This is a genomic window from Fluoribacter dumoffii NY 23, assembly GCF_000236165.1.
In the GTDB taxonomy this organism is placed as follows: Bacteria; Pseudomonadota; Gammaproteobacteria; order Legionellales; family Legionellaceae; genus Legionella; species Legionella dumoffii.
Genome location: NZ_CM001373.1, coordinates 2,403,999 through 2,417,657, shown reverse-complemented (window position 1 = coordinate 2,417,657; position 13,659 = coordinate 2,403,999). Strand labels below are relative to the sequence as shown.

Here is a 13,659-nt window from a genome sequence, read left to right as displayed (position 1 = left end):
TTTAAACTATGGGCTTTTATTTACTACCATCAATAAGTGGAATTTATTGCAACATCTCAGAATTAAAAACCTGTCCATTAATAATAATCTTCTGGTTTTCAATTTTGAATGACACTACATAATCATTACCTTCAGTCTTTAAGAGCCCTTTACTTACTAAATCCTGGACTAGTGTGTCTGCATTTTTCGCCGTATTATTATCTGAATCCATTGAAGTTTGCTCAGATTGGGTAATCGATGCAGGTGAAGATACGGGATTAGTTTGTTCATTGTCATTAGATTGTTCATTATTAGGAGACTCATTTTCCAATAATGCTTTGGCAATGGCCTTGACCGTTGCCATCGGTGCCCTAAAGGTTCCTTCACCATATATTTTTTGTATAATTTGCGATAAATCATTACTTTCATTTTCCGGTACTGCTATTTTAAAGTTACCTGTAATTTTTCCATCAGGCACATCCAGATTCATTTCTGAAAGTTCTATCATTGCTCCCTTGGCAAGGAGTTGCGGCAGCTCACTCATGAAGGACAGTGTGATCATATTGGGATCACTGTTATTTTGGATCATGCTGAATTCTTGCTGATTAATTTTCGCTGCAATATTGGGGTCCAAATTCCTTATACTCAAATGGAGCGTTCCTGGTCCATAATTGTGGTTATTGGTAAACAATTTTTGCAAAGACAGTTTAAAATGAATGTCCATTACCCCATGATTAATATCAGAACGTGCCAGAAAATTAAGTCCAGACAGTTCGAATAACTTATTACCCGCTATACTGATTGCTATTGCATTAGAATTAAAGTGCGAGTGCCCTGTCCATAACCAGTCCTGATAACGTTTTAGTTTAAAATCATAGTCAATTGCACCAATTTTAAAAGTCACGTTATTCTGAGGTTTGGATGGGTTGTTAGCAGCTCCGTTTAATCCTGCTAATTGAAAGTTTCCATCAACAAGATCAAGGTTTGAGGAAACACTGAGCAATGAAGTTAGTCCCTGCCATGCGAGTTGAAAGTCCCCTTCATTTTCTCCAATCTTACCTTCTATGGCCAAGGAAGGCAGTGTATAACGAAACAGCGTTCTGTTTAGGTAATTAATAAATGCCTCATAATGTGTTTCAGGTTGCGTTGTAATCAACCCCACTCCAAAACGAATGCCGTAATTTGTAAATATAAATGGCCCATGTTTAATGAGGAGTGGAATATCTATATCAAAATCTGCTGGAGGCTCTGTTTGGGGTTGCCCATTTTTATCGGTTATGGTTTGCGCAGGAATATGCATTTTGATTGACAAGATGGCCTTTGATGAAAACCAGCCGCAGTGGTATTGATGCAAATGAACATTAAAAGCGGAAGATTTTGGTATTGAATTTATATTCTTGTTTAAGGTGCTTTTAATTGAAAAACCAATGGCATAATAAGCCACAAGGATGAGTGCCACCAAAACAATGAAGAAACCAGTCCATTTTTTCATGAGTATTCTTATTGAAATTTCCCTTTTAATATTATGTAGCCTAAAAATTTTATTTTGTAAATTAAATAGATATTTATCTTTCGGGTAAGCGCCGCTCATAACTACAGGAATAAGACCAGGACACTCTGGTCTTATTCATTAGCACGTAAAATTGAAACAATTACCTGAGGATTCCGGAATGAGTTTAGGAATAGAGGGAGTAAAGAAGGAATGGCGGATAACTCCTCCCATATATTTCCGATACCCCTCAGATTCCTGTAAATTTTTTTGAAAAGCTTTTAGATGAGTGAGTTTGAAATGAATTCCCTGCTCCAGCATTTCATTGAACTCAGGATCGTCCTTGCTGGAATATAACTCACCTAATTCCTTCCATAGTTCTTCAGTAAGCGCGGATTTTATTGTTGACCAAAGGGGTTTTATATCACGTTCCAGCAGTAAAAATAATTGCAGTAACTGCTTGTACTCTTCCGCTGTCTGCGGATAGGTGAATGGTTCCAAATAATTCATTGCTATCTGCTCAATAATTTTATCGCGCCGGGAAGATACGGCATAATCCAATGCTTTTTCCAACGATAAAAATTCATCAAGCTCCGGTTCATATACCAGGATCTCACTTCGTTGCAAATCATAAAACCAGCCATGAATAGTGAGTTCATTTCGTTCCAATTTTTTAGCAATGAGCGGATAAGATTTTAAATGCTCCATCTGTGCCAGGACGTTCAACATAGTTGCTTTTCTTACTTTTAAATGAAAATCCTTATCCTTAGAGTCTTTGGCCCCATTAATTTTTTCTAATACAGAATGTGAATGTTTAAGCCAGGAGCCTAATTCAGGAATGAGTTCATTCACACTGGGGGTTAATAAACCCTCCATGGCGCCACAATGAGAATGGCCGCAAATAATAATATCTTTTATACTGGGGAGTTTGTTCAAAGCAAACATGAGTGCTGCTGCTTCACTTGAACCAACGCCGGAAGGGGGAATGATATTCCCTACATTGCGAATGAAAAATAAATTTCCGGGCTCTTTGTTTGGCACCAGGCGTGAATCAGAGCAAATAACAAATAGTGTCTCAGGTTCTTGAACTGGCCTGAAGCCACCTTCCATTTCTTTAAATAATCCCTCTTTAAATTTTGCAAGTTTCATCAGTTTACTTAACATACGTGCTCCCTATAAAGGTGAATTAGAGAATGCTGTAACACACATGTTCAGAGCAAGCATTCCGTTTTTTTATGCTATAAAATAATTTATTATTTCATAATCGTCAATTTATATAACAAAACTGTAAAGAAGTCGCGATTCAATTTTGGTGTTTTTCTTTAATCAATACTATATTTAAATATTAAGAAATTTAGTTAAGGGATATTTTTAATGGAATTCCCGGGCGTGACGGGTGAACAAATAGAACAAAAGCTCATAGTCCAGTCATATAAACATTATTACATTTTAATAATTGCTGATTTTGTAGCAACTTTTCTCTATGCTGCGATCATTTGGAATAATACAACCCGGAAACTTCCCATAATTATATGGGTCCTGGTCATGTTTATCTTCAATCATGTGTTGCGAGGTTTATTTTTATTTTATTATTACCGCCAAAACCCAACGGATAGTTCATTTAATTCCTCATTTTGGAAAAAATATTTTATATTGAATAACTTGCAATCCGGTATTTTATGGGGTTTTGGAGGCCTTTTATTTATTTATGTTGCCGATCCCATTCATCGCATGGCAATTTTTGTTTACCTTGTTGGGTTATTGGCAGCGCCTGCTGCTAAATTATTGACAATGCATAGTGCTTATGTCGCTTTTATGTTACCTATTTGGGTCCTCTTGCTTTTTTTATCGACATCCATCACTCCTTCTCTTTCCGTGATCTTATTTGTTGCGATATGCCTTTTTCTATTCACTTTGGTATATGCCACGAATCAATTAAGTCAATTTTTAATGAAATCCATTTACCTGGAAGTATACAGCTCAAATCTTTTATCGGATTTAAGACGCAGTGAAGAAAGGTTTCGCAATACCATTGAAAATGCACCCATAGGCATGGCTATTGTTTCTCCTGCAGGAATGTGTATTCATGCCAATCGTACCCTGCAAGAAATACTAGGTTATAGTGATGACGAATTACGTAACAAAAACATGCTCGAAATTACTTATCCAGATGATTTGGCCATGACTAAAGATGCTATGAACAAACTTCTTAGTGGGGAACTGCGTATTTCCCATATGGAAAAACGTTATATACGAAAAGACGGCAATATTATCTGGGGGATGGTTAGCTCGACTTTAATACGAGATGAACAGGGGGAACCATTAAATTTTATTATTCAAATGAAGGATGTAAGTGATCGGGTCCAGAATGAAGAAAAAATGCGTCAGTTGAATGAAAAAACAATGGAAACCTTAAATGAATTAAAATTACTCGAGCATGATGAAAGTTTGTTAAATAAGTTAAATCGTTCTCTGCAAATTTGTATTACAGCTGAAGAAGCCTATCCCCGCATCAATTTAATTGCCCAGGATTTGTTCCCCGACTTAAGTGGGGGTTTATCGATTTATAATAAAACAATCAATCAAATGGAAACTGTAGTTCAGTGGGGTAAAGAGCAAATATTACCGCAAATGTTTCCCACAATAGACTGTTTTGCAATCCGCGAAGCAACAACTCACGTAGTTGATGATCCTCATAAAACAGTACCTTGTTCACATTATCAGTCGCCTCCTCAAGGCGGATATATGGCATTACCCCTTATGGTTCAAAATGAATTAATTGGAGTGATCCATTTAACTGCAGCAAAAGACAAAAAGTTAACTCAACATCAACAAGACATGGCCAATTCTTTTGGGAATATTGTCAAGCTTGCTATTGCCAATATCAATCTGCGTGTTTCATTAAGTGAACTGTCTTTGCATGATCCATTAACCAATTTATATAATCGAAGATATTTAAACGATATTTTATCAAGGGAATTGATTCGAATTGCCCGTGAGAAAAAGTCATTATGCGTGGCGATGCTGGATATTGATAATTTCAAGATTTTTAATGATACGTACAGTCATTTAGCCGGTGATGAATTACTCAAAGCGATAGGGAAGTTATTAAAAGATACGTTCCGGGAAAGCGATATTTCTGTTCGTTTCGGGGGAGAAGAATTTGTAGTTGTTTTATTAAATACCACTTTAGATAAAGCCATGAACAAAATGGAGGAGCTTCGCGAAAAGATAAAATCGCTAACCCTTTATTTTAAGGGCAGCCTTTTGAAAAATGTTACCATTTCAATTGGGGTAGCAGAAGCCCTTAAAGATGGGGCTTCCATAGAGGAGATAATAAAGGCTGCTGACCATGCACTTTATGCCGCAAAAAAAGCAGGTAAAGACAGAGTTGAAGCCTACAGTAATAACTCGTAATTACCTCATTAAAACCATGCTAAAGTGAGGTGTGCTGTTAAATGTTCATTGTACTTATTCCCGGGGGTACTGAATCTCCGAGTTCCCCATTATAAGTTTTAACGAGAAGTTTTTTTATTTCTGGACAGGGGATACCCGTAATGGTGCCAATGTCCAATTGTTTCCCTATAAAATCAATTAAGTTGTTTATTGTGTTTTGCAATTTGGCTTTATCATTCATTAGCAAACTTTCCAATTGTGTCGTTAACTCTCCAATTGCATCAGAGAAAAGAGCTTTCGTTTCCGATAGGGTAATATTTTGTAAAACAGGGCTTGGGGGGGCATGGCTGAAGGATTGATAAGGCTCCAACAATGCCCTGTGCACAGTAAACAAATTTTTTATTTTATCTATAGCTCTGTCATGAGTGGCATGGATTTTAATCACCTGGTGATATAAATCAAAAGCTATGACGATCGCATTTCTTTTTTGAATCCCCTGCACTTTAAATATGGAGAAATGATCTGCTATCAGACACAGCAAGTTTGCTAAAAATTTTGGATTGCTTGAGTCTTTTATTATAGTTGTTAATGCCAACTCAAAGGCTCTACCATGAGCTAACTCGTCTATTGAAGATGTTGAGGGGGAAGTAGTAGGAGCAAAAAAACCATGCTGAGAGACAACGCCAAAAGGGTTGGGCGATACACTTGTGCATACTGATGAAAGACTAAGTCTTGTGCTGACTTTGTGACTGGATGCTGAAGAAAAGTCTGGAAACCCAGGTGCAGGATTTTCAACCGTCTCCGGTATTGCATCACCCTCTGGTATTGTATCCCCCTCCAGAAACTCGGGTGCATAATCCATGGAAGCTTCTATTTCCTTCTCCATATCAGCCGGGACACAGATCTCATTGGGCTCGTCTATTTTATCTGCTTCAGGTTCTTCTAAAAGATCACCCATTTCATCTTGAATTTTTTCAGGTACCAGACTGATTAATTCTTGCAGATCCTCGACGATAGGATTTTCTATATCTTCCTCCCCGAGTGTCGCATAAAGTGTTTGACATTCTAAAGTCAGTGCATCGATATTTTTATGATGAACAAGTGCTACTCGGATGACGTAACTGAGCAACTCAAGCTTTTTCAGGGACGACTCGATTGTCATCTCCAGAAGTTTATGATTCTTGATGTAGTCAGACATTTCCTGAAGTGAGTCGGTATTTCCCTCCTTTTTATATTGGAGCTCGAGTAAATTTAGAAAACCGAGGCTACTCGAGAGTTTGGGTTTGTTCTGTGTTTTTAGCTGAAAACTAATGGCTAATCTCATCCATTCAATCGCTAAAGGGAGCATATTTTGTTCGAGAGGGCTGTCTTCTTCCTCATCCAGGCTATCCGCTAATTCATCGCTTACGTCCTCACAAACCGCAGCAAGCGTTTTATGAACACCAACAATCACTTGATCCTTATTGCTATATGGGTAAGACAGGCCTGACAGGTGTTCCTCATGAATTAGTTCCATTTCACACAGCATGCTGAGAATTCCCTGCCAATATTTTGAGACAGCCTTAAAGTTCGAATCTTGGGCTTCTCGGCGTATGATCATAAGTTTAGTAGAGAGAATTTCGGAGAGGACATAAACTAGGGCATCATAATAATCGATATGTAAAAAAACTTTGGATGCAGCATGCAAGTTTAAAGTTTTTAACGCTTCTCCATAATGTTTAAGCGCTTCCTCATAATTTCCTTCGTTATATGCTTGATCGCCATGTTGCTGTCGGAAGGTATTAAAATAAAATCCCATGATTATCGCCTGAAATAAAAAATGATAATTGTATCGAAGGATTTTTTTTATTCAATAAGTAAATATATATTTCAAAAGTCAAGCAATATCCCTAGGTATGACCAATTAAAAATTTTTATTAGGAGTAGTAATCTGCACATTATTTTGAAATGATTAAACATAAATAACCTAACCTATGAAAATCTGATGTCATACAGCAACATGTTGGATAGTGAAAATAACTCCAATGTACCTGGCCGGGTTTACTTCCGTTCGGATACAAGATTGCCGAAAGATATTTTAAAAGAAGGTTTTGTTCCAAAAATTAAAGCATTTGGGAACAATTGGTGGAAAGAGGCAATTAAGTCCCGAGGTTATATCGACAATCGAGGAATTGACAATAAAGCTGTAGATGCTGATCCTGCGGTGTGCATTTGCATGAGTACCAAGCCTGAGAGTGCAGCAATTTTTCCACTCAATATAGAAGATACTTATATTTATGCCATTGCGCTTCCTGATTTTACAAAAATCGAATATAGTGAATTGGGGGGCGGACAAGTAAATTTGTTACGAACACCCAATACCCCAACTGACACTACAGAAGTAGTTGTTGATTTAAATGAACTCCAGACCGTTCAAACTCGAAATATTAATGAGTTTTTTAAGTCCTCAATGACCTTCAGCGCGGGTTGGCCACTTCATGCTTACGAAGCCTTAGCTTATCAGGTATTGCCTCATTCCATTATCGGCGCGATTAAATGCATCAGAAAAAATTCAGAAGAACAATTAGATGGTTCATCTATAAGTAAGAAAATCATGCTTGCAGGGGACTTCATAGAAAATCCCAGTTTTTGTAATGCGCAATTATTAAAAGTGGGAGCAAGTCATCGAATTCGACATGCCGTGATCGACTATAGTGCACAAAAAAACCAGGCGATCCAGATTATGAATGAAATGAAGCAAAAAAATGAGCATCAGACACCTAATATCTACTATGGATTTGGAGGCAAAACGTTTTAATTCTTAAGAGTGATTGGGCTGGTTTACAGCTGAGTCTCTTATCTCTCACTAGGGTTAAATAGAGACACTCTGCTTCGATGGCACTCCATCCTTTTTTATTGGTGCATCCATAACCTGGTTGAAAATACGTTTTGCAAGTCGTTTTAACGGTACATGATTGGTATTGGTTAGGATGATAATACTTACTTTGTCATCAAGATGACGCTCAATCCAGCTGCTGTAACCTCTAATCCCGCCATTTTTAAAGGCAATGCGTTTATCATTAACAGAAGTGATTTGCCATCCCAAAGCCCACGCCCAATTTTTATGGCCGGCGGGTTTTCCATTTTTTAACAAAACCGGGGTCCACATTTGTCGGTATGCTGCAGGGGTCAAAATTTTTCCAGCAGACAGAGCATTATCCCATTTTGCCATATCACTAATGTTTGAGACGATTCCCCCTGATCCACCCATTTGTTTCCAGGGTTTTTGATTCTGATTGGGGACAATTTTTCCCTGGTGAAATTTGTATCCTGCTGCTAAATTTGGCGGCAAGAGAGAATCCGGTATGCCGGTCTGTTCCATACCCAAAGGATTAAAAACAGTAAGGGATAGATAATTGATTAAGGGTTGATGGCTCACATTTTCAATGATCCGTCCTAGTAGGGCATAACCAAAATTATTATAGGTTATTGCCGTTCCTGGTGGAAATTGCATGGGTTTTTGAGCCAATTCATTCCATACCTTCATCCAGGGTAGATGGGGTCCCTGATGTTGGGGAATACCACTTGAGTGGGAAAGTAGTTCTCGAACAGTAACATTTCTCCACTGCTGTGGTGCTTTGCGGACATAGGCCAATATCGAGTTATCCAGATTGATCTTACCCTCCTGCACTAAGGTCATCAGCGCAAAAGCAGTGATGACTTTGGAAACCGACCCAATTCCAAATAAGGTCTCGGTATTAACAGGATCATTTGTTTCGATATGAGCATAGCCATACCCTTTTATAAGAAAAGGCTTGCCATCTTGGAGTACTGCAAGGGCCAGTCCGGGCACATGATTATTCTGCATAAATTCAGTAACTATATTGTCAATTTTTTGCTTTGTTATTGCCAAAGCGGCATTGGCAATTTTCACTGGAACAAGTAATGTCCAACAAAAAATAATTATGAAATTTTTTTTAAACATGCTTATTTGCCCCGTAATCCCTTTTGCAAAAAAGATATCACTACTATTAGGGCTTTGACAAAGAGAAAAGTACCCTAAGGTACTTTTCTCTAAAATATTATTGGAGATAGGAGAATTTAGGATCGTCGCTATGGTCGAATAGATAAGGTTTTTGGACAATCTCCGAAATTTGCTTTATCGCTCCCTGCATGTTGTGGTTTGCACAATAATTAACGATATATTTGGTTAAAAGATCTGTATCTTTTTTATCATGTATTGGATGTTTGCCATGTGAAACGTCAGATGCCAAGGCTGTAAGTGGACTACTCTTATGTTGGGCCTGTCTCAAGTAGGTTTGAACAATGGGCTGTCCCTTTTTCAATTGGGATTGATAATACGCTGAAATTACTTGCAAGTCTTCCTTAATCTTACACACGTCACCGAACAAAGTAGGGTAAAGCCTTTTTTCTATTATGGCTTTTTGTAATCTGGCAAAGCGAGAATCGAGATCGTCGATAAATTTTTGATTATCATTTATCCTGGAATTTGAAAGGGCATGAGAAGTTAGAACACTTTCGTCTTTACTCACTAATTGTTTAAAATTAAATATAATTCTTCCCATATTCTCTACATCATTATTATGAGGATCGCTTAATAAAGCAAAAGCTTCTTTGCTTGTTTTAGGGATAGGTTGTGGTTTATAAAATTTCGTTTGCATGATGTATCTCTCTTTTATTGGTGTTCCACATTGAAACAAGGTGGCGAAATATTACACCAAAACACAGTAATATGTCAATAATTTGAACAGAGTGATTTTAATTTGCATTGACAATGTGCAGTGAAACAGGGATGAAAGGAAAGAAAAAAATCTCCTCATAATTCCCGTGGACATGCCACGGGATATAAGAAAAAAGTAAGGAAGAATTGAGGTGCTTTCTCGGACATTATCTCAAGGTTCCCTTAAAAAGGGTTCGACAATTGACAGCCCAGACCAAAACATCCCATGCTGCTTGGTGGAGGCTTTTTGCAAGTCACTGGCCCGAAAGTAATGGAATAAGGAGGGGTCGCAGTAACTGCAGTGGCTGTAGTGGTACAGGATTGTCCGCTTGTGGGTGAAGAAACAGTAATTTTGGCTCCTTGATAGATTAGGAATTGTGGCCATGGCGTTACGGAATTGATGTTGGGGGCTAAGCCAGAATTAGCAGGGATTGAGGCTTTAACCGCAGGATGTTGCCCCGAGGAATAAGTAATTTGTACTGTAAATGATGGTTGAGTTGGCGGTGTTGTCCCAAAGATGGTTAAGAGGGTACCTTTGGTATAACCCTGGCATCCACTCGCTGACACCATTTTATTATTGGGAACCAGACCCGCAGCTTTTTGCATACAACCTGCATTAAATAACCCGTAATTTTGTTCTGCAGTTGGACCCGCCTTGGTTGGTTCATCGTAAGCCTCAAATGCCAAAACCCCCATTTTATATCCCGATGTTTGCAAAAAATTGCTGGCGCCCAATTTATAAAGAGTTTGGAAATAAGCAGAAGCATTTGCCACGGATGGAGCGCATGGACCCGGAGAATTGCATGCATATCCAGTCGTAGTACCGGCTGTTGCCCATCCTGTTTCTGCTGCCAGCAAGACACGACCCGCCGTATAAAATGGTTGCGGATTAGCAAAAGGTAAGGCCGGGGGGGTTGTTGAACCTACAACCTTAATATAATCCCAAGCTAGAGAATTGGTAGGTTGCACTCTTGAACTTAATGGGGGTGTCCATATTGCGGCTGTTGCGGGAGATACGCCGAATTGAAAGGGGTAAGGATCATAGGCTAAGGGCGCGGTGGGAGAATATGAGTTAATTAATGTTTGCATGTCAGCGGAAATTGCAGGACTTGGGGTGACAAAATTCCCACTAAGAACTGCGGAGCCTACAGGAGTGGTTATGCCTCGAGCAGCAAGGTTTGCCCGCAAAATCGACACGGCAGTCGTGAGGTAAGAAATATTTGAAGTTCCCGTGCATGGGGGGACCGTATCTCCTGCATTACAATAATTTTCATGTCCTGCTAAAACAAGAATGACAGTATTGTTGAATACTTCCGGACTAACCTGTTGAATGACCGTGTTTAAGGTAGCGGCTGCACAAGGAATATATTTTTGAGCGCCTAAAGGACATCCAGGGTAATTGGTATCTTGGGGAAGCTGAGGGATTACAGCTTCATAAATGACTTTCATTCCCAAAGCATTTGCCTGCTTAATAAGGTCTATCCAGCTGTAAGGTTCTGTTTGATATGAGCGAACAGTAGTAAATCCAGCGTTTTGCAGTTGCTGCAGCTCTGCGTAAACATTTGTGGCTGCCGGATTATTCAGTGTTCCGGTATAAAAAACATCGTGAAAATTAAAGGGGTAATTATTACTATAGTGGTTAGGATTGTAATCGACACCTATCAATTGGTTAAATGAAACATCCCGTACCGTAATTGATGTAGAGAGAGTATTGGAACTAAGGTTACCTATTAATTCAGCTGCTAAAGTGAATGAGCCATTTGCAGGTGAATTGAAAACTCCGGTAATACTGCATTGTTGACCACTTGCTAACGATCCGGTTGTTCCTGAGGGAATACAGCTGTTACTCGTAATTGAAAAATTAGGATGGTTTGGATTGTTATTTAGAGTGATTTTTTGGGTAAAATTTGTTGTCGTTGCCTCATAATTCGTAAATGTAAAGGTCACGGTATAATTTGTATTTGTAAATCCCTGGCTTGGTAAAGGTTGTGCAGAAGGGAAATTGGTTGTTCCTAGAAGACCTGCTGGATTTGTTGTTGCATCGGTTGTTAATGCGGGTTGAACATGCACCACATTATTGTCATATCCACCATATGCCAGTAGAACAGTTTTTCTGCCGCTGCTATTTGGCGTCAGGGTAATGCTGTAGGTGCAACTTTCCTTAGGCTGTAATTTTTTGCCTGTACATTGATCCTTGTATTTAAATTCAGCTTCGGTAGCCGTGCACTCCTGGTTAGGAGAGCTACAAAGGATCGGGGTGACCTGGAATGGTTTTCTAAAAGTAAAAGGAAGATTATTAGTAAAAGTATATGTTGACGTGACGCTTCCGCCTTGTGTGGAAATGTTTGAGGGGAAAGGTTTGTCTAAAGAATACAGGACAGGATTACCCGCAAGGGCCTGATTCAACACAAAAAACAAAGTATTTGCCATTATGAATCGATTCATTTTACACTAATTTCCTTTGTCAGTAGTAATAAAATCACAATAAGAAAAATATTCTCGTTTAGGGAGTTGCTTATTTTTTTACAAGACTGCTTTTTTTAATTTCTTTTATTATCAAGAAGATAAGTAATACTAAATAATGTCCCCGGAATTTACCACATATAAATCTTTAATCATAAATGAGACACAGATCTTTTTTTCTAGCTTGGCCGTGAAAATTTATGAAAGAGATGTCCATAAAATGTTCTCTATGCTATTATTCGCGCCTTTTGTTTTGAGATGATGGTGTTTTAATGGCACAGGAAAAAAAAGAAAAAAAGACGCTTTGGGATGCATATTCCTTTAGTATGGGTTACACAGCAATGACTACATTAGTAGGACATCCAGCAGAGCGATTGAAAGTAGCAATTCAAACGAACCTGTCCCTGAGTTCCTATTCCGTAACAAAGCAGTTTGCAAGTGCCAGTTTAAACCATTTCTCTACGGGCTTTTTGTCCTGTGTTATTCGTCAACAAGGAAAAGTAATATACCGGCCTTTATTGATAACCCATATGCCGAAAGAGGTAGATAAACTGCAGTATCCCATGATTGTTGGAGGTGTAGTCAAGGCAACCATTGCGAGTTCTTTTGATACTCTTGTCGTTAGTCCGATAGAAAATATCAAAACAGTACAAATGAAAACTGTTGCGAATCAGGAAAAACCCATCACCCCTATGCAAGCAGCACAAAATATTTATCAGAAAAGGGGATTGCCGGGCTTTTTTGCCGGTAGTGCCGCAACGCAGGGGAAGGCTTTCCCCAGTTGGTTTTATTTGTTTATGACGTATAATGCAATGAAGTCGAAACGTGAGAAACAATCATTCTTGTCAACGATTTTTTGGGCTACAGCCGCTTCAGCCCCGGTTGCTTTGGCAACAACACCCCTTGATGTAATCAAGAGCCAACAACAGGCTTGTACTAGTGGCTCCAGGCACTCAATTGGGGAAGTTACGTCACAAATATACAAAAACTATGGAGTAAGCGCTTTTTTTAAAGGATTTAATTGTCGTTTGGTTCATAAATCATTGTCGACAGCAGGTGCATATATGATTTTAGATATCGCCAATAAAATGTAATACAGGATTTATTAAGAAAGGGATTGATGAGGTTATGAATAAAACGATGCATGATGAACAGGAAGCTTATAGAGTTGTTGCGCAATTTAATGATTTAAATGCTTCACGGGCACCAATATCTGATTTTCTCCCCATAGTCGATGCTGAAGATTTAATTATAACCTTACGAGGCAGCGATATAGTTTTTCGGGGTATTGCGGGTTTTGCTGAGCACCAGATAGGCAAGCTAATTTATTTTGATCAACAATTTGAATGTGAACTCGTAGGGAGCGAAATTCAGGGAGATCAGATAATTTTGAGCACCAAAGGAGCATGGCATGCACGAATTTGGCAATCACCTGCTGCCTTCAGCCAACAGCTAATCGCCGATTTAGCCCACACTTGGACTCTGAAAAAAAACCACCAGGCAAAATACATTATTCTCATACATATTTGCGAACATTTTAAATATAGGGATGGGTTTTCTCCTCATGATATGGTAGAAGATTTCCATCTTTCACTGAACTAATCATCGGTTT

10 protein-coding genes are annotated in these 13,659 nt (G+C 38.7%); 4 read left to right on the top strand and 6 right to left on the bottom strand.

The window, feature by feature from the left end:
• Positions 1-43: 43 nt before the first annotated feature.
• Positions 44-1,471 (bottom strand): YdgA family protein, encoded by a 1,428-nt coding sequence (locus KYQ_RS10880; RefSeq protein ID WP_010654299.1) that lies wholly within the window; start codon positions 1,469-1,471, stop codon positions 44-46.
• A gap of 138 nt (positions 1,472-1,609) precedes the next feature.
• Complete coding sequence (locus tag KYQ_RS10875; protein ID WP_010654298.1) at positions 1,610-2,632, bottom strand: carbonic anhydrase; 1,023 nt, start codon at positions 2,630-2,632, stop codon at positions 1,610-1,612.
• A 210-nt stretch (positions 2,633-2,842) separates the two neighbouring features.
• Between KYQ_RS10875 and KYQ_RS10870 the strand changes: the two genes are divergently transcribed.
• Entirely contained in the window at positions 2,843-4,885 is a 2,043-nt protein-coding gene (locus KYQ_RS10870) for a GGDEF domain-containing protein (protein WP_010654297.1), read from the top strand.
• Between the two features lie 37 nt (positions 4,886-4,922).
• On the opposite strand, the gene KYQ_RS10865 is transcribed toward KYQ_RS10870, so the two are convergent.
• Complete coding sequence (locus KYQ_RS10865; protein WP_010654296.1) at positions 4,923-6,662, bottom strand: hypothetical protein; 1,740 nt, start codon at positions 6,660-6,662, stop codon at positions 4,923-4,925.
• Between the two features lie 186 nt (positions 6,663-6,848).
• Between KYQ_RS10865 and KYQ_RS10860 the strand changes: the two genes are divergently transcribed.
• Positions 6,849-7,661 carry a hypothetical protein gene (locus KYQ_RS10860; RefSeq protein ID WP_010654295.1) on the top strand — a complete coding sequence of 271 codons (813 nt, stop codon included), beginning with the start codon at positions 6,849-6,851 and terminating at the stop codon, positions 7,659-7,661.
• A gap of 54 nt (positions 7,662-7,715) precedes the next feature.
• Here the strand turns inward: KYQ_RS10860 and KYQ_RS10855 are convergent, their stop codons facing one another.
• From KYQ_RS10855 to KYQ_RS10845, 3 genes are all read right to left on the bottom strand, one after another.
• Entirely contained in the window at positions 7,716-8,828 is a 1,113-nt protein-coding gene (locus tag KYQ_RS10855) for a serine hydrolase domain-containing protein (RefSeq protein ID WP_010654294.1), read from the bottom strand.
• Between the two features lie 97 nt (positions 8,829-8,925).
• On the bottom strand, positions 8,926-9,525 hold the full coding sequence (locus tag KYQ_RS10850) for a hypothetical protein (RefSeq protein WP_010654293.1): 600 nt from the start codon (positions 9,523-9,525) through the stop codon (positions 8,926-8,928).
• Between the two features lie 242 nt (positions 9,526-9,767).
• Positions 9,768-12,029, bottom strand: a complete 2,262-nt coding sequence (locus KYQ_RS10845) for a hypothetical protein (protein ID WP_010654292.1) — start codon at positions 12,027-12,029, stop codon at positions 9,768-9,770.
• Between the two features lie 290 nt (positions 12,030-12,319).
• Between KYQ_RS10845 and KYQ_RS10840 the strand changes: the two genes are divergently transcribed.
• Both KYQ_RS10840 and KYQ_RS10835 read left to right on the top strand, forming a co-directional pair.
• The gene (locus tag KYQ_RS10840) at positions 12,320-13,141 is read left to right on the top strand and encodes an MC/SLC25 family protein (RefSeq protein ID WP_010654291.1); all 822 of its coding nucleotides are present in this window, start codon (positions 12,320-12,322) and stop codon (positions 13,139-13,141) included.
• Between the two features lie 34 nt (positions 13,142-13,175).
• Positions 13,176-13,649, top strand: coding sequence for a hypothetical protein (locus KYQ_RS10835; RefSeq protein WP_010654290.1), 474 nt, complete (start codon positions 13,176-13,178; stop codon positions 13,647-13,649).
• Positions 13,650-13,659 lie beyond the last annotated feature (10 nt).